This window comes from Streptomyces cadmiisoli, assembly GCF_003261055.1.
Taxonomy (GTDB): Bacteria; Actinomycetota; Actinomycetes; order Streptomycetales; family Streptomycetaceae; genus Streptomyces; species Streptomyces cadmiisoli.
This window is the reverse complement of sequence record NZ_CP030073.1, coordinates 7,634,035-7,650,376: the sequence shown is the minus strand read 5'-3', so window position 1 is coordinate 7,650,376 and position 16,342 is coordinate 7,634,035. Positions and strand designations below refer to the sequence as shown.

General features: G+C 73.7%; 14 protein-coding genes. 7 read left to right on the top strand and 7 right to left on the bottom strand.

Features of this window, described 5'->3' with window-relative positions:
* Positions 1-197 precede the first annotated feature (197 nt).
* Complete coding sequence (locus DN051_RS33745; RefSeq protein WP_053757488.1) at positions 198-1,028, top strand: DeoR/GlpR family DNA-binding transcription regulator; 831 nt, start codon at positions 198-200, stop codon at positions 1,026-1,028.
* Between the two features lie 82 nt (positions 1,029-1,110).
* Positions 1,111-1,581 carry an SRPBCC family protein gene (locus DN051_RS33740; protein ID WP_053757489.1) on the top strand — a complete coding sequence of 157 codons (471 nt, stop codon included), beginning with the start codon at positions 1,111-1,113 and terminating at the stop codon, positions 1,579-1,581.
* On the opposite strand, the gene cds1 is transcribed toward DN051_RS33740, so the two are convergent.
* Entirely contained in the window at positions 1,538-2,710 is a 1,173-nt protein-coding gene (gene cds1 / locus DN051_RS33735; protein WP_053757490.1) for an L-cysteine desulfhydrase Cds1, read from the bottom strand. The genes DN051_RS33740 and cds1 overlap by 44 nt on opposite strands.
* A 299-nt stretch (positions 2,711-3,009) precedes the next feature.
* Here cds1 and DN051_RS33730 point away from each other — a divergent pair, with 299 nt between their 5' ends.
* Entirely contained in the window at positions 3,010-3,333 is a 324-nt protein-coding gene (locus DN051_RS33730; RefSeq protein WP_053757491.1) for a hypothetical protein, read from the top strand.
* A 359-nt stretch (positions 3,334-3,692) separates the two neighbouring features.
* On the top strand, positions 3,693-4,217 hold the full coding sequence (locus DN051_RS33725) for an ATP-binding protein (RefSeq protein WP_112442594.1): 525 nt from the start codon (positions 3,693-3,695) through the stop codon (positions 4,215-4,217).
* A 207-nt stretch (positions 4,218-4,424) separates the two neighbouring features.
* Here DN051_RS33725 and DN051_RS33720 read toward each other — a convergent pair whose 3' ends face one another.
* The 3 genes from DN051_RS33720 to DN051_RS33710 form a co-directional block, all read right to left on the bottom strand.
* Positions 4,425-4,715, bottom strand: a complete 291-nt coding sequence (locus DN051_RS33720; protein ID WP_053757493.1) for an SHOCT domain-containing protein — start codon at positions 4,713-4,715, stop codon at positions 4,425-4,427.
* Positions 4,716-5,169: 454 nt separating this feature from the next.
* Positions 5,170-6,414 carry an ROK family protein gene (locus tag DN051_RS33715; protein WP_112440447.1) on the bottom strand — a complete coding sequence of 415 codons (1,245 nt, stop codon included), beginning with the start codon at positions 6,412-6,414 and terminating at the stop codon, positions 5,170-5,172.
* 24 nt (positions 6,415-6,438) lie between these two features.
* A complete protein-coding gene (locus DN051_RS33710) occupies positions 6,439-7,113 on the bottom strand; it encodes an alpha-ketoglutarate-dependent dioxygenase AlkB family protein (RefSeq protein WP_112442592.1) in 675 nt (224 codons plus the stop codon).
* 123 nt (positions 7,114-7,236) lie between these two features.
* Between DN051_RS33710 and DN051_RS33705 the strand changes: the two genes are divergently transcribed.
* Entirely contained in the window at positions 7,237-8,370 is a 1,134-nt protein-coding gene (locus DN051_RS33705) for a methyltransferase (RefSeq protein WP_053757494.1), read from the top strand.
* On the opposite strand, the gene DN051_RS33700 is transcribed toward DN051_RS33705, so the two are convergent.
* Together DN051_RS33700 and DN051_RS33695 are read right to left on the bottom strand one after the other, a co-directional pair.
* Entirely contained in the window at positions 8,360-9,223 is an 864-nt protein-coding gene (locus DN051_RS33700; RefSeq protein ID WP_053757495.1) for a class II fructose-bisphosphate aldolase, read from the bottom strand. The two genes, DN051_RS33705 and DN051_RS33700, sit on opposite strands and share 11 nt — an antisense overlap.
* Positions 9,224-9,311: 88 nt before the next feature.
* Positions 9,312-10,187, bottom strand: a complete 876-nt coding sequence (locus tag DN051_RS33695; RefSeq protein WP_112440445.1) for an SIS domain-containing protein — start codon at positions 10,185-10,187, stop codon at positions 9,312-9,314.
* A gap of 126 nt (positions 10,188-10,313) precedes the next feature.
* Here DN051_RS33695 and DN051_RS33690 point away from each other — a divergent pair, with 126 nt between their 5' ends.
* Both DN051_RS33690 and DN051_RS33685 read left to right on the top strand, forming a co-directional pair.
* Positions 10,314-11,093 (top strand): DeoR/GlpR family DNA-binding transcription regulator, encoded by a 780-nt coding sequence (locus DN051_RS33690; protein WP_053757497.1) that lies wholly within the window; start codon positions 10,314-10,316, stop codon positions 11,091-11,093.
* 84 nt (positions 11,094-11,177) lie between these two features.
* Entirely contained in the window at positions 11,178-13,019 is a 1,842-nt protein-coding gene (locus DN051_RS33685; protein WP_053757498.1) for a glycoside hydrolase family 15 protein, read from the top strand.
* Positions 13,020-13,067: 48 nt separating this feature from the next.
* Here DN051_RS33685 and DN051_RS33680 read toward each other — a convergent pair whose 3' ends face one another.
* The gene (locus DN051_RS33680; protein WP_112440443.1) at positions 13,068-16,283 is read right to left on the bottom strand and encodes an amidohydrolase family protein; all 3,216 of its coding nucleotides are present in this window, start codon (positions 16,281-16,283) and stop codon (positions 13,068-13,070) included.
* Positions 16,284-16,342: the final 59 nt, after the last annotated feature.

The window sequence follows — 16,342 nt, the reverse complement described above, 5'->3', positions numbered from 1 at the left end:
CCGAATCTCCCCGATCTGTGTGACAGTCGAGACAAAGGATGAGACGCAAGTGACATGTTCGCGTCGGGCAACCGGTGGCGCGACGCGGGGCGACCCGTGCGAATATGGGACGCCGACGCACCGGGGCCGCGGGAACGTCCTTGTCGGAGCGGGTGCGAGAGCATGTCGACGGGCTTGAGGAAAGGACCGGAGCGTACGTGAGTGAGAATCAGAACCTCCTCGCGGAGCAGCGCCGCGCCTTGATCCTGGAAGAGGTGCGGCGTCGCGGTGGTGTCCGTGTCAACGAGCTGACCCGCAAGCTCGGCGTGTCGGACATGACGGTCCGCCGCGATCTCGACGCGCTGGCCCGCCAGGGTGTTCTGGAGAAGGTTCACGGCGGTGCCGTCCCGGTGGTGGAGGCGAGCACGCACGAGCCGGGCTTCGAGGCCAAGTCGGGTCTGGAGCTCAGCGCCAAGGAGGACATCGCCAGGGCCGCGGCGCAGTTGGTCGCGCCCGGCTCCGCGATCGCCCTGTCGGGCGGCACGACCACGTACGCGCTGGCGCAGCATCTGGTCGAGGTGCCCGACCTGACGGTGGTCACCAACTCGGTGCGGGTGGCGGACGTGTTCCACGCCGCGCAGCGTTCCTCCGGACAGCGCCAGGGCTCGGCCACGGTGGTGCTGACGGGCGGGGTGCGCACGCCGTCCGACTCGCTGGTGGGCCCGGTGGCCGACCAGGCGATCGCGGCGCTCCACTTCGATGTGCTGTTCCTCGGCGTGCACGGCATATCGACGGAGGCCGGGCTGTCGACGCCGAACCTCGCCGAGGCGGAGACCAACCGGCGTCTGGTGCAGTCGGCGCGGCGGGTCGTGGTGGTCGCCGACCACACCAAGTGGGGCACGGTGGGCCTGAGTTCGTTCGCCGCGCTGGACCAGGTGGACACGCTGGTCACCGACGCGGGACTGCCCGCCGAGGCCCGCGCGGAGGTCTCGGAGCACCTGCGGCACCTGGTGGTCGCGGGCGAGGAGGAGGACGCGGACGACCTCTAGGGGCGTCCGCGGCGCAGACACCTGACGGGCAGCCAGCTAGGGTGGGCTGCCCTGTTCCCGCCCGCCGTACAGGGGGTTCCGCATGGCTCGCCGTCTGCGTCCGGTGGAGATCGACTTCGTCCGGACCGCACCCGTGCGGCTGGTCTTCGCCCGGGAGGTCGCCGCTCCCCCGCAGGCGGTCTACCGGGCTCTCGCCGATGACGTGCCCGGCTGGACGGAGTGGTTCTCGGCGGTGACGCGGGCCCGGCCCACCGATGACGGGGCCGGACGGGAGATCCGGCTGAGGGGCGGCACCCGGTTCGCGGAGACGATACTCGTGGCGAAGGAGCCCGAGGTGTACGCCTACCGCGTCGACGAGACCAACGCGCCGGGCGCCCGCGCGCTGGCCGAGGAGTGGCGGCTCGCGCCCGCCGGTACCGGCACGCGCGTGCAGTGGACGTTCGCCACCGACGGGACACCGGCGTTCCGGCTGGCCCTCAGGCTGGCGGGGCCGGGTCTCGGCCGGGCGTTCAGGGGCGCCGTGACGGCGCTGGACCTGCGGCTCGCCCGGTGAACGCCCAGTCCGGCCAGGCGCCCGTGTCCAGCAGGGTCTCGATCGCCGCCGCGTACGGAGTGATGTCCAGGCCCTGTTCGTCGAGCCAGGTGTCCGAGTAGTACTTGTCGAGGTAACGGTCCCCCGGGTCGCACAGGAGCGTGACCACGCTGCCGGTCCGACCCGCGTCGACCATCTCGGCGACGATCTTCAGGGCGCTCCACAGGCCGGTTCCGGTCGAGCCGCCCGCCTTGCGGCCGATGGCCCGCTCCAGCGCGCGGACGGCGGCGACGGTCGCCGCGTCGGGCACCTTCATCATCCGGTCGACGGCGCCGGGTACGAAGCTGGGTTCCATCCGGGGCCTGCCGATGCCCTCGATACGGGAACCGCAGTCGCAGGTGACGTCCGGATCGCCGGTGGTCCAGCCCTCGAAGAAGCACGAGTTCTCCGGGTCGGCCACGCACACACGCGTGTCGTACTGCATGTAGTGGACGTAGCGCGCGATGGTCGCCGAGGTGCCGCCGGTGCCGGCCGTGGCGACGATCCACGCGGGCTCCGGGAACCGCTCCAACTTCAGCTGACGGAAGATGGATTCGGCGATGTTGTTGTTGCCGCGCCAGTCCGTGGCCCGCTCGGCGTAGGTGAACTGGTCCATGTAGTGGCCGCCGGAGTCGGCCGCGAGGCGTGCGGCCTCCTCGTACATCGTGCGCGGGTCGTTCACGAAGTGGCACCGCCCGCCGTGGAACTCGATCAGGCGGCACTTCTCGGCACTCGTGGTCCGCGGCATGACGGCGATGAAGGGCACGCCGACCAGCTTCGCGAAATACGCCTCGGAGACCGCCGTGGAGCCGCTGGAGGCCTCGATCACCGGGCGATCCGGCCGGATCCAGCCGTTGCACAGGCCGTACAGGAAGAGTGAGCGGGCGAGCCGGTGCTTGAGGCTGCCGGTCGGATGGGTGGACTCGTCCTTGAGGTACAGGTCGATGCCCCAGCGGTCCGGCAGCGGGAAGCGGAGCAGATGGGTGTCGGCCGAGCGGTTGGCGTCGGCCTGCACCTTGCGGACGGCCTCTTTCAGCCAGTCACGGTAGTCGACGTCGCTGTGGTCGATGTCGAGGGTGGCGCCGGTCCGGATCTGCTGCGGGGTGGTCACGACGGGGCTCCTTTGGCTCGCGGAGACGGCGTGAGGCGCGGCCGACACTCCGATCATAAACAGCTTGTGCACGCTTCTCACCTGCATAAACGCATCTTTGAGCGGCTCAAAGACGGCGCTGGGGCGGGCGTCGTCCGGCGCGCGCCCCCGGCGCGCCGACGGGGGCGCATTCAGACGAGTGCTCCGGGTGGCGGGGGCGCGCGTACTGGTGCGCGACTTCACCGACGGGCAGACTGCACGGCGCGGGACGAAAACCGCGGCCGGACAGGAAGCCACGTGCGACGAGGGGGCAGGAACGCATGGCGGAGCCGGAGTTCACGGCCATGGGCGTGCGGATCGGGAAGGGCCTGCGCTCGCTCACCCGGGCCGGGCAGGTCCGGATCAACGACGGCAGGCTGGAGTTGCTGACCAGCTACGGCAGCGAGATCGACAGCGCACCGGTGCAGGCGGTGCGGGCGTCGAGGCCGTGGTTCGCCTCCGAGGACCGCGCGCTCGCCGACCTCAACGGCAAGCGCTACTCGCTCACCCTGGGCGAGCGCGACCCCGCGCCGGGAGAGCCGGGGCCACCCGCGGCGCGCCGCTTCATCGAAGCCGTGCGCAGGGCCGCTCACCATGGCGGCTGAGCGGCGCCGGGGCGGCGCGGCCGGGGACCGGCGGCGCCGGGCGACCGGGCCGCCCGCACGCACGGCGCCCGCGCCGGTGCGGTGGCGGCGGGTCGTGGCCACAGCGCCGTCATGAGCGACGGCAGCCGAGCGACCGCGAGCCGAGCGGGCCGCCGCTGCGCTGGCCATGGGTCGTCCGGTGTCCGCGAGTTGCGGCGCGGGACCCCTTGCGTCACTCTGGTCTCACGTCACTCTGGGTTTACCGGCGATAACGCTGCGAACCAGCCGCCGGTCATGACAGCATGCGGCCCGTTCCCACTGGCGCGCTGCTGGATCCGAACTTCGTGTTCTTCCGGACCTCACGTCGGGGAGTCGCAGCCGTGATCAGTCACCCAAGCAGGCACTGCACGGTGGAGCTCCAAGCCCTGCCGTCGCGGATCGGCCAGGTCCGCAGAATCGTATCTGCGCAGTTGCGCTACTGGCATCTGGATCCCCTCATAGACCGAGCGGCGCTCGGTGTGACGGAGCTGCTGTCGAACGTCCACCGGCACGCCCAACCGGACAAGACCTGCACCGTGGAGATCGAGCTGCTGCTCGGCCGGCTCACGGTGTCGGTGCGCGACGGCGATCCCCGCCTCCCGGTGGTCGGGGACGCGGATCCGCTGGCCACCTGCGGGCGCGGGCTCGCGATGGTGGCCGCGCTCAGCGAGAGCTGGGGTGTGCGGCCGGACGGTGACAAGGGCAAGGTCGTCTGGTTCACGCTGCCGACGGCCCCGCCCGCGGCGATGGCACCGCTCCGCCCGGCGCGCCGCAAGGCCGCGGAGCCCGTGCACAGGTTCGCCGAGGTCGAACCCGTCGGCCGTACGCCCGAACATGCTCCCGCCCGGTCGGCCGTTGTCGGCTGACCGGGCGGTGAGCCGGACCGGGTGACGGGCCCGTCCGGGCGGTGACCGGGACCCGGCGGTGAGGCCGACCGCGTGGTGGCCGGGACCCGGTGTCGTCCGCGAGCCGGGTCCCGTCCCTGCCGCGTCGCGGCTCGGTGCGGCCGGTGCCGTGGCCCTCGACGGCGTCGGCGACCCGGGCCGTCCCGGTGACGGACGCCGGCGTACCGGTCAGACGGCATCGCTCCTGCCCGTACGGCCGAACTGCTCCTCCAGCACCGACAGCCGGCGCCAGTACTCGTCCTCGTCGATCTCGCCGGAGGCGAAGCGGCGGCCGAGCACGGCGACGGGCGAGTCGCCGGCCGGCCGCGTGCTCCGTGCGGCGTGCCACGGCGCGCCGCGGCCGCTCCGGACGGTGCGGCGCAGAACGGTGACGGCGCCCACGGTCACGGCCGCCCAGATCAGCGGGAAAAGCAGGATCCACGGCCCGGGGCCGCCGTCCCAGTGTGCGAGGGTCTGCATCTTGAGTCATCTCCGGTCGTGTCCACGGGGCTTTCGTCGATGTCCTGAGCCTCGCCCGGCACCGGGGTCCGGGTCGTCGTACGGCCAGCGGCAGTGCGGGTACCTCTCGGGGAGTACGCGCGCGTGCCGCGGTTGCTTCCTCGGGTCCGCGAGGCGGCGCCCTCGCGGACGGCACGGGAACCAGCGCGGTGATCGTGCGGGGCGATCGGTCACGGCGAGCAGGGCGCTGCGCGCGGCGGGGCGACCGGCCACGACGGTCGGGCCGGACGATGCAGGCGGCGGCCAGGCGACGGGGAGACCGGGCCCCGCCCCGCGCGGGAAGCGCGAGTCGCCGGCTCTCCGGCCGACGACGGCGCGCGGGCCGTGCTGTCGGATCAGCCGTCGGTCGCCGACGCGTCGCTCGCGCGCACCGGCCCCGTGCCCGGCGAGGGCGCGGCCCTGGGAGCCGTGATCCTCAGCGTGGGGTCAGTGCTGCCAGCGGATCGTCCAGCACCGGCTGCCACGCCAACTCCGCCGCGCCGACCAGGCTGTTGTGGTCCAGGGAGCAGGCCAGGATGGGGACTCCGCCGCTGCGGCCCCACAGGCTGCGGTCGGCGACGACCGCGCGCAGCCGGTCGGGGTTCGCGTCCAGCAGGGTGCGGTGCAGGCCGCCGAGGATGATCCGGTCGGGGTTGAGGATGTTGACCAGACCGGCCAGCCCCAGGCCCAGGCGATCGATGAGGGCCTCGACGGCGGTGCGTACGGCCGGGTCGGCGTACTCGTGCCGGATCAGGTCGTTGGCCTGCTGGAGCAACGAGACCTCGGGGCCCGGCACGCGGTCCGCCGTCGTGAGGAAGGCCAGCGGGTCGGCCTCGACGTCGAGGCAGCCGCGGCTGCCGCAGTGGCAGGGACGGCCCTCGGGGTTGACGGTGAGGTGGCCGACTTCGAGCGCCAGGCCCGAACTGCCCGTGTGCAGCCGTCCGTCGAGCACCAGCGCGCCGCCGACCCCCCGGTGCCCGGTGGCCACGCACAGCAGGTCGCGGGCGCCGCGCCCGGCGCCGTGCCGGTGCTCGGCGAGCGCGGCCAGGTTGACATCGTTGGCCGCGAACGCGGGCCCCGTGATGCCGGCGGTACGCACGCACTCCGCGAAGATCTCCCGTACGGGCGCGCCCGGCGGCCACGCCAGGTGCAGCGGATTCAGCGCCAGGCCCTCCGGCTCGGCGACCGCCGACGGCACGGCGAGCCCGGCGCCCACGCACCGGCGCCCGGTCTCGCGCAGCAGTTCGGCGCCGGCCTCCACGACGGAGCCGAGCACCTTCGCCGGGTCGGCGTCGACGGCCTCGCAGCCGGGCGCGGTCGCCACGATCCGGCCGCCGAGGCCGACCAGGGCCGCCCGGAACCCGTCGGCGTGCACCTGGGCGGCGAGCGCCACCGGCCCTTCCTCGGCGAGTTCGAGCCGGTGCGAGGGGCGGCCCTGGGATCCTGCGGCGGCGCCGGGCCTGGCGTCGACCCGGATCAGGCCCAGCGCCTCCAGCTCCGCGGCCACCGCGCCGGCCGTGGCCCGGGTGACGCCGAGTTCGGCGGTGAGCACGGCACGGGTCGGGGCACGCCCGGTGTGCACGAGCTCCAACGCGGGTCCGAGCGCGCCGCGCCCCCGGTCAAGCCGCGTCCTGGAGGTGGTCCCATCCCCCGCCGTCCGGGGGTCCGCCTTGCCGCTCATGAGGGCGAGTCTCCCATGATCCGCTCAACCGCTCGTCGCACCCGGGTCGTCGAAGCCGCCCACCCGCAACGTGACGTTCAGCCGCCCGGTCAGGCCGAGCCAGGACGGCGCGGTGCCCGGATGCACCCGCGGCACCCCGTGATAGGCCGACCGCGACGGGCCGCCGAACACGAACAGGTCGCCGCTGCGCAGTTCGACGTCCGTGTAGGGCCGGGCGCGGGTCTCGGTGTTGCCGAACCGGAAGACACATGTGTCGCCCAGGCTCAGCGAGACGACGGGAGCGGGTGACCTCTCGTCGCTGTCGCGGTGCATGCCCATGTGGGCGTCGCCGTCGTAGAAGTTGATCAGCGCGATGTCGTACCCGGCGTCCTCGGCGGCCGGCGCGCCCAGGGCGTCGGTCACCGCGCGCCGGCCCAGCTCGCCCAGCCAGGCGGGGAACGGCTTCACGGGGGCGCCGTCGCCGTCCACGGCCGTACCGGCGTAGGCGTACGGGTACCAGTGCCGGCCGAGGCAGACCTGGCGGGCGGTCATCGTGCCGCCGCCGGGTGTGCGGACCGTCCGCAGTCCGGCGGGTGGCCGGGCCCAGTCGCGGCACGCGTTCAGCAGCTCGCGCTGGCCGTGCGCGTCGAGCCAGTCCGGCAGGTGCACCGCGCCCGGCGCGATCCGCGCACGCTCCCGGGGGAACAGCTCGGCGTTCATGCCGTTCAAGCCGTTCTCGCCGCTCTTGCCCGTCGCGCCGTTCGTACCGCCCATGCCGTCCATCCTCCCGCACCCGCCCTGAACTGCGGCTCGGCTAGCCTTGGCGGCACGATGAACGACCGTATGACGACGCCGTGGGGCGAGCTCGCGCTGGCTCGCTTTCCCGAGGACCCCCGTGACCGCCTGCGTGCCTGGGACGCCTCCGACGACTACCTGCTGCGGCACCTCGCCGACGAGGGGGTGCCGTTGACCGGGACGGTCGTCGTGCTCGGCGACCGCTGGGGCGCGCTGGCGACCGCGCTGGCCACGCACGGTCCGGTGCAGATCACGGACTCGTACCTGACGCAGGAGGCGACCCACGCGAATCTCGCCCGCAACGGCGTCGGACCGGGCACGGTGCGCCTGCTCACCACCCAGGATCCGCCGCCCGACCGGGTGGACGTGCTGCTGGTGCGGGTGCCCAAGAGCCTCGCCCTGCTGGAGGACCAGCTGATGCGGCTGGCGCCCGCGGTGCACGAGGGCACGGTCGTCGTCGGCACCGGCATGGTGAAGGAGATCCACACCTCGACGCTGAACCTGTTCGAGCGGATCCTCGGGCCGACCCGCACCTCGCTCGCCGAGCGGAAGGCCCGGCTGATCCACTGCACGCCGGACCCGTCGCTGGCCCGGTCGGCCAACCCGTGGCCGTACAGCTACGCGCTGCCCGGCGACATCGGTCCGGTGTCGGGGCACACGGTCGTCAACCACGCGGGCGTCTTCTGCGCCGACCGGCTGGACATCGGGACCCGTTTCCTGCTGAAGCATCTGCCGGACACCCGCGGCTCACGCCGGGTGGTGGACCTGGGCTGCGGAAACGGTGTCGTCGGTACGGCGGTGGCGCTCGCCAACCCCGACGCCGAGGTGCTGTTCGTCGACGAGTCGTTCCAGGCCGCGGCGTCGGCGGAGGCGACGTACCGGGCGAACGGCGTGCCCGGGCACGCCGAGTTCCGGGTCGGCGACGGGCTGGCCGGGGTGCCGTCCGGCAGTGTCGACCTGGTCCTGAACAATCCGCCGTTCCATGCGCACCAGGCGACCACCGACGCCACGGCGTGGCGGATGTTCACCGGTGCGCGCCGGACGCTGCGTCCGGGCGGCGAGCTCTGGGTGATCGGCAACCGCCACCTCGGGTACCACGTGAAGCTGCGGCGGCTGTTCGGCAACAGCAGGCTGGTCGCCAGTGATCCGAAGTTCGTGGTCCTGAAGGCGGTCAAGCGCTAGCCGGCCGGAGCAGCGTGCGGATGGTCCGCGCGACGGCCCGGGCCATCTCCTCCCGGCCGACGCCGAGGTAGGTGCGGGGGTCGACCGCCTCGGGGTGGGCGGTGAGGAACTCCCGGATCGCGCCGGTCATGGCGACGTTGAGGGCGGTACCGACGTTGACCTTGGTGATGCCGCCCGCGACCGCCGCCGTCAGTTCGTCGTCCGGAACGCCGGACGAGCCGTGCAGGACCAGGGGGACGTCCAGGCCGGCGGACAGGCGCTTGAGGAGGTCGTGGTCGAGGGCGGCGGTGCGGGTGGTCATGGCGTGCGAGCTGCCGATGGCCACGGCCAGGGCGTCGACCCCCGAGTCGGCGACGAAGGCGCGCGCCCGGGCGGGGTCCGTACGCGCGCCGGGCGCGTGGGCGTCCAGTGGCGGCCGTCCGTCCTTGCCGCCGACCTCGCCCAGCTCGGCCTCGATCCACAGCCCCTGGGAGTGCGCCCAGTCGGCGGCGGCCCCGGTCGCCGCGAGGTTCTCCTGGTACGGCAGCCGGGACGCGTCGTACATCACGGAGCTGAACCCGGCGGACCCGGCCTGCCGCAGAAGCTGGTCGCTCTGCACGTGATCGAGGTGCAACGCGACCGGTACGGCGGCCCGTTCCGCCGCGGCGGCGGCCGCGCGGGCCAGCGGAAGGAGCCGTCCGTGGCGGAACCGGACGGCGTTCTCGCTGACCTGGAGGACGACGGGGCAGCCGACGGACTCGGCGCCCGCGACGACGGCCTCGACGTGCTCCAGGGTGATGATGTTGAAGGCGGCCACGGCGCCGTGCGCGGCGGCGGCGCGGCGGACGAGTTCGCCGGTGGTCACGAGGGGCACGGCTGCTCCTTGCGGGCTGGGGCCGGTCCGGTGGATCGGCCGGGGCCGAGTGACGGGCGCCGGGGCGGTGCCGGACCGGCCCGCGGCGTCAGAGGATCACCGAGCGCGTGAGGTGGCGCGGCCGGTCGGCGTCCAGTCCGCGGGCCGCGGCGACGGCGACCGCGAGCCGCTGCACCCGGACCAGTTCGGCGAGGGGGTCGAGACCGCCCGCCACCCATCGGGCGCCGGTGGCCCGCACCTGTTCGGCCAGCCCCTGCGGTGCCGCGCCGAGCATCCAGGTCGCGGTGGATCCGTCGGCGATGCTGATGGGGCCGTGCCGGTACTCCATGGCCGGGTAGGACTCGGTCCAGGCCTGGGCCGCCTCGCGCATCTTCAGAGCGGCTTCGTGGGCCAGGCCGACGGTCCAGCCGCGGCCCAGGAAGGTGAACTGGCCGCGGTCGACGAGGTCTTCGGGCAGGTCGGCGGCGAGCGCGGCGCGGCCGTCCGTCACGACGGTGTCGGAGTGCAGGCCGAGATGGGCCCGGAGCAGGGTGAGCGCGGTGGTCGCGAACCGCGTCTGCACGACCGAGCGTTCGTCCGCGAAGTCGAGCACGACGACGTCCTGGGCGGCGTCGGCCACGGGGGTGCTCGGGTCGGCGGTGATCGCGGTGGTCCGGGTGGCACCGCGCAGCTTCCCGAGCAGGTCGAGCACCTCGGTGGTGGTGCCGGAGCGGGTCAGCGCGACGACCCGGTCGTAGCGGCGGCCGGCGGGGAACTCCGAGGCGGCGAAGGCGTCCGTCTCGCCCTGCTTCGCGTCCTCGCGCAGCGCCGCCGCGGCCTGCGCCATGAAGTACGAGGTGCCGCAGCCGACGACGGCGACGCGCTCCCCCGGTGCCGGCAGCACTCCCCGGTGCCGCGCGGCCTGCGCCGCGGCGCGGGTCCAGCACTCCGGCTGGCTGTGCAGCTCGTCCTCGGCATCAGTCATGCGGGCCTCCCCACTCATGCTTACTGTTGCAAGATAGCGCGTCCTTTCGAGCAGCATCAAGCATCCTGCTCGGAATCGGATGCGCTAGGGTCGCGGCAGGGCCAGGAACGGACGGAAAGGGTGCGGATGTCGCGCGACGCCCGCTGGAAGGCGCTGCTGGAACTGCTCGTCGAACGCGGCCGGCTGGACGTCGAGCAGGCGGCCGGCGAGCTGGGTGTCTCCGCCGCGACGATCCGCCGGGACTTCGACGCGCTCGCCGAGCAGCAGATGCTCGTCCGCACCCGGGGCGGCGCGGTGGCACACGGCGTGTCGTACGAACTGCCGCTGCGCTACAAGACGGCCCGCCAGGCCTCCGAGAAGCTGCGCATCGCGGCGGCGGTGGCCGGTCTCGTCGCGCCCGGCGAGGCGGTCGGCCTGACCGGCGGCACGACCACCACGGAGGTGGCCCGGGCCCTGGCGGTGCGGGGCGACCTCGCCGCCGGACCGCCCCCGCTCACCGTCGTCACCAACGCGCTCAACATCGCCAACGAACTGGCCGTACGGCCCCAGTTCAAGATCGTGGTCACGGGCGGGGTGGCCCGGGCCCAGTCCTACGAGCTGGTCGGTCCGCTGGCCGAGGGCGTGCTCGACCGGATCGCCCTGGACGTGGCGGTGCTGGGTGTCGTCGCCCTGGACGTCGTGCACGGCGCGGCGGCGCACGACGAGGCGGAGGCGGCGATCAACCGGCGGCTGTGCGAGCGCGCCGCACGCGTGATCGTCGCCGCGGACTCCAGCAAGCTGGGCCGCAGGGCGTTCGCCCGGATCTGCGACACCGGCACGCTGCACACGCTGGTCACCGACACCGCCGTGGACGAGGACACGGTGCGCCGGTTCGAGGATGCGGGCGTCCGCGTCATGGCCGTCTGATCACCCGGCCCGGCTTCCCGGCGCCCACCTGCGCGATCGCGCCTAAGCTGGAAGGGCGCTTGCTGACCGGCGAGGGAGGCTGCGATGGCCGATACGTCGCATACATCGACGAGCGAGGGCCCCGGGCGCAACCGGTACATCCCGATCGCGGAGCACGGACTGATCGGCGATCTCCAGAGCGTGGCTCTGGTGGCCACCGACGGCACGATCGACTGGTACTGCTGTCCGTCCTTCGACGCGCCGAGTGTGTTCGCCTCGATCCTGGACGCGGAGCGGGGCGGCTGCTTCGAACTGGCCGCGACCCTGCCCGGGCGGACCAAACAGTTCTACTTCCCCGACACCAACGTCCTGATCACCCGGTTCTTCACCGACGAGGGTGTGGGCGAGGTGCAGGACTTCATGCCGATCAGCGGCGAGTCCGCCGAGGTACAGCGGCACCGGCTGATCCGGCGTGTGCTGTGCGTGCGCGGTTCCCTCCCCTTCCGCGCACGGGTGGCACCGAGGTTCGACTACGGCACCCAGCAGCACACCCTGCGCCTGCTCGGCGACGTGGCGATCTTCGACTGCGCCACCTCGAAGCTGGCGCTGACCTCCACGGTGACGATGGAGGCGGACGGGGCCGACGTGCGAGCGGACTTCAAGCTCGCCGAGGGCGAGTCGGCCGTGTTCGCCATGGACCAGGTCGGAGGTGACGTGGTACCGCGCCGGTGTCCGGGACTGGAGGCGGAGGAGCAGTTCGGCAAGACGGTCGCCTACTGGCGGCGGTGGCTGTCCGCGTCGAAGTACCGGGGCCGCTGGCGCGAGATGGTGCACCGCTCCGCGCTCACCCTGAAGCTGCTCACCTACGCGCCGACCGGCGCCATCGTGGCGGCCCCGACGACGAGCCTGCCCGAGCAGCTCGGCGGGGAACGCAACTGGGACTACCGGTACGTGTGGGTGCGCGACGCGGCGTTCTGCGTGTACGCGCTGCTGCGGCTCGGTTTCACCAGCGAGGCCGAGGCGTTCATGCAGTTCGTCTCCCGGCACATCACGCCGGGTGACGGCTGTCGCTCCGGTCCGCTGCAGATCATGTACGGCATCGACGGCCGCACCGACCTGCCCGAGTGCGAGCTGCGCCATCTGGAGGGCTACGAGGGCTCCGCACCGGTACGGGTCGGCAACGGCGCCGCCGAGCAGCTCCAGCTCGACATCTACGGCGCGCTCATCGATTCGATCTACCTGTACGACAAGTGGGCCCAGCCGATCTCCAGCGCTCAGTGGGACGACGTCTGCGGGCTCGTCCACTGGGTCTGCGAGCACTGGGACCAGCCGGACGAGGGGATCTGGGAGACCCGCGGCGGACGCAAGAACTTCCTGTACTCGCGGCTGATGTGCTGGGTGGCGATCGAACGGGCCATCAGGATGGCCAACCGGCGCGGACTGCCCGCCGACCTGGCCCGCTGGCAGGAGGCCCGCGACAAGATCTACCGCCGGATCATGCAGCGCGGCTGGTCAGAGGAGCGCAGGGCGTTCGTCCAGTACGAGGGCGGCGACGTGCTCGACGCGGCCCTGCTGATGATGCCGTTGACGAGGTTCATCGCGCCCACGGATCCCAAGTGGCTGTCCACCCTGGACGCCCTCACCCACGAGCTGGTGTCCGACTCCCTGGTGTACCGCTACGACCCGCTGGCCGCACCGGACGGACTGCACGGCGACGAGGGGACGTTCTCGATCTGCTCGTTCTGGTACGTGGAGGCGATGGTCCGCGCGGGCCGGGTGGACGAGGCGCGGCTGGCCTTCGAGAAGATGCTCACCTACGCCAACCATCTGGGCCTGTACGCCGAGGAGATCGGTCACACGGGCGAGCAGCAGGGCAACTTCCCGCAGGCCTTCACCCATCTCGCCCTCATCAGCGCCGCGTTCAACCTGGACAAGGCTCTCGGCTGACCGGTCGGGCGGCGTCGCCCCACCGGTCCGCGGGCCGGTGCCGCGGGCTCAGTGCCCGCTCTCCGGATCGCAGCACCCCTCGCGGCGCAGCCGGCGGCCGACGTCGAGCCAGTCCTCGGCCGACACCGCGCGGCCCGACGCGTCACCGCGGGGGGCGTCGGCCGCGAAGGCGTCGACGAGGTCGCCCTGTGCGAACAGGACGCCGCCGCGGAGTACCGCCGCCGTGCGGATCAGGTCGTCGAAGTCGGTGAACGGGTCCCCGTCCACCACCGTGAGGTCGGCGAGCCTGCCCACCTCCGCCGTGCCGAGATCCCGGTCGGCACCGAAGACCCGCGCGGGCAGCACGGTGGCCGTGCGCAGCGCCTCGGCCGGTGACAGTCCGGCCCGGTGCAGCGCGCGCAGGGCCAGATGCAGGTGCAGCCCGACCGGGACGAGCGGCTGGTCCGTGCCGAGCGCGACCAGCCCGCCGCCCGCGAGGATCCTCCGGTAGACGTTCATCTCCCGGTCCAGCGTCACCAGTTCGGCCTCGGTGGGCGGCCGGCCTGCCTGCTCGCGCACGAACTCGCGGTCCCACGGTGGCATGAGCGTGGTGACGCGCGGGTCGTCCGCCAGCGCGGGGTCGGCGCCGAGCAGGGGCTGGGCGGTGAACGGAGTGGCGACGAGGTGGAAGCCGCCGCGCGTGTAGATCTCCTCCACGTCCTGGCAGGCACGTCCGGTGGCGGAGGTCGCTCGTCCGGCCTCCAGACGCTGGGTGGCCTGCAGATGGGTCGTCAGGTCCTGGCCCAGTTGCACGCCGGGGGTGCACAGATGGCTGCCGCTGGGCACGCCGAGCCGGTCGTGGGCGAAGTCGGCGGCCTCCTTCATCACCCAGCCCGGGGCCCGGACGTACGTCTTCACGAAGTCCCAGTCCAGGGCGGCCCCGCGCGCCAGGGTGCGGCGCAGCCCCTCCGGGGTGCGGTGGGCGCGGCCCATGCTGTAGGCCACACGGGCCCCGTCGAGCAGTTCGCCGGTGGTCAGCAGCCGGGGTCCGGTCAGGACTCCGGCGGCGACGGCCTCCCGGACCCGTGCCTGCTCGTAGGCGAACCCGCCCAGTGAGACGGCCGTCGTGATGCCGTAGGCGAGCTGGAGCGCGGTCTGGCGGCCTCCGTACAGCGTCTGCCAGGGGTGGGTGTGGGCGTCCCACAGGCCCGGGATCACCGTGCGCTCGGAGGCGTCGACACGGTGTGCGGCCGAGCGGCCGGCCCGGTGCCGGGACACCTCCGCGATCCGGCCGCCGCGGATGACGACGTCGACGTCCTCGCGCACGTCCCGGCCTGTGCCGTCCCAGAACCGGCCGGCGCGCACCACCGTGTCGGCCGGACGCGGGCGACGGTAGTCCAGCGGGACACGGACGGTGCGGGTCCTGCCGCTGCCGGTGTCGATCAGGCGCAGGGTGCCCGCGGACAGGTACAGCAGCGTGCGGGAGTCGGCGGACCAGGACGGGTGGTCGGCGGGTTCGGCGGTGAGTCTGCGCGGCTCGCCGTCGGGGGTGCCGTCGGGGCGGACCGGCAGCAGCCACAGCGCCGACTCGGCGACGACGGCCATCCACCGGCCGTCGGGGGACCACGCCGGGCCCGAGTCGTAGCGGTCGGAGAGCGAGGTGTGCGGCGCGAGGGCGTGCAGGGCCGAGGCGGTGGTCTCCGTGTCGACGACCCGGATGAGGTTGTAGCCCTCGCGGAAGCGCTCGTTGAGGCGGTTGCGGTCGCACAGGGCCAGACGGCGGCCGTCGGGCGACCAGCTGGGCCGGCCGGGCAGTCCGCCCGCGCCGAGCGGCGCCGCGAGGATCCGTTCCCGGCCGTCCGCCAGGTCCCGCACGACGAGATTGCCGGACATGTCCAGGCAGGCCAGCCGCGCCCCGTCGGGTGAGAGGGCGGGCAGGACACGGCCGCCCTCGGCCAGCACTGTCTCCGCTCCGGAGGCGAGGTCACGGCGGCGTACCGCGAACAGCCCGTCGCGGTCGTCGGCGTAGACCAGCGCCTTGCCGTCCGGCGTCCATGTCGGCGCCAGCAGGTAGCGGGTGGGCGGGACCTGGACGACCCTGCGGGGCGGGCGGCCGCCCGAGGTGCCCGCGGTCCACAGCGCGTTGAGCGCGGCGAAGGCGACGCTCCGGCCGTCCGGCGACAGGGCCGGCAGGTGCAGGGCTCGGACGGGGCGGGAGCCGGTGCCGGCGAAGTCGTGCCTCTTGCCGCGGTAGCGCGGCCGGGTCACGGGCAGCGTCGCCGTGAACGGGATGTCCTCGCCGGTGCCCGGCGCGTCCGGGTCGACCAGGCGGAAGCGACCGTCGACGGTGAGCAGCAGCCGCTCGCCGTCCGCCCAGCGCGGCGGCACCGGGTGGATGTCGCCCCGCAGCGCTACCGGCTCGCCGTCCACCACGAGCGTGCTGGACGCGGCGGGCCGGGCGGTGGTGCGCAGATGGACGAGGCGGCCGGACGGCGAGCGTGCGGGGGCCATGATCTGGGCGCCGGAGTCGTCGGTGTGCTCCGTGACGACCGGGCCCGAGCCGTCGGCGGCGACGGACGCGACGGTGGTCGCGCGCAGCGCGCCCGTCGCGGTGGCGGACGCGCGCACGAACAGCACCCGTTCGCCGTCCGGCGACCAGGCCGGGTCGAAGTCCTCCCAGGCGGCGCCCTGCCCGGGTCCCCGCTGGCCGGGGCGCCCGGTGAGCCGGGTCAGCGTTCCGCCGCGCACGTCCAGGACCCAGATGCGGTACGGGGCGCCGGTCACGGTGTCACCGCCGCGCTCGGACGAGAACGCGATCCGGGTGCCGTCCGGCGACCAGGCGGGGCCCCGGTCGTCCCACGGCCCGTCCGTGAGCCGGCGGACCCCGGTGCCGTCCGGCCGCAGGGTCCACAGGTGGAAGCCGCCGCCCCGGTAGGCGCACACGACGAGGCGGCCGCCGTCGGGCGAGAACTGCGGGCGCGTGGGTTCGAGGCCGGGCGCGGTGAGCGCGACGGCGGGGCCGCCGGCCCGCGGAACGGACCAGAGGACGTTCTGGACCTCGGCGACCAGCCGGTCGCCGGAGGGCGCGAGGGTCGCGGAGCCGCAGGTGGCCGCGGTGAGGGAGAGGACGGCCGTGCGGGACGCGGCGACGGCGGCCGGCGCGTCGACGACCGCGCCGGTGGTGGCGACCGCGGTGGCCGTGGCCGAGGCCTGGAGGAATCTGCGGCGGGAGAGCGGGCCACAAGGAGCGGCGCCCGAGGGGCCTGAGGTGTCGTCGATGTCCACGGAACCTCTCAGTGCACGGGGGTGACGGGCCGGACAGGAGAGACCACTGGTCGCAACGT

Bases quoted from the DNA above. Each gene is read 5' to 3' on its own strand.
- DN051_RS33740 (WP_053757489.1), top strand. From the start codon at position 1,111: ATGGCTCGCCGTCTGCGTCCGGTGGAGATCGACTTCGTCCGGACCGCA.
- DN051_RS33730 (WP_053757491.1), top strand. From the start codon at position 3,010: ATGGCGGAGCCGGAGTTCACGGCCATGGGCGTGCGGATCGGGAAGGGC.
- DN051_RS33720 (WP_053757493.1), bottom strand. From the start codon at position 4,715: ATGCAGACCCTCGCACACTGGGACGGCGGCCCCGGGCCGTGGATCCTG.
- DN051_RS33715 (WP_112440447.1), bottom strand. From the start codon at position 6,414: ATGAGCGGCAAGGCGGACCCCCGGACGGCGGGGGATGGGACCACCTCC.
- DN051_RS33710 (WP_112442592.1), bottom strand. From the start codon at position 7,113: ATGAACGCCGAGCTGTTCCCCCGGGAGCGTGCGCGGATCGCGCCGGGC.
- DN051_RS33705 (WP_053757494.1), top strand. From the start codon at position 7,237: ATGACGACGCCGTGGGGCGAGCTCGCGCTGGCTCGCTTTCCCGAGGAC.
- DN051_RS33695 (WP_112440445.1), bottom strand. From the start codon at position 10,187: ATGACTGATGCCGAGGACGAGCTGCACAGCCAGCCGGAGTGCTGGACC.
- DN051_RS33690 (WP_053757497.1), top strand. From the start codon at position 10,314: ATGTCGCGCGACGCCCGCTGGAAGGCGCTGCTGGAACTGCTCGTCGAA.
- DN051_RS33685 (WP_053757498.1), top strand. From the start codon at position 11,178: ATGGCCGATACGTCGCATACATCGACGAGCGAGGGCCCCGGGCGCAAC.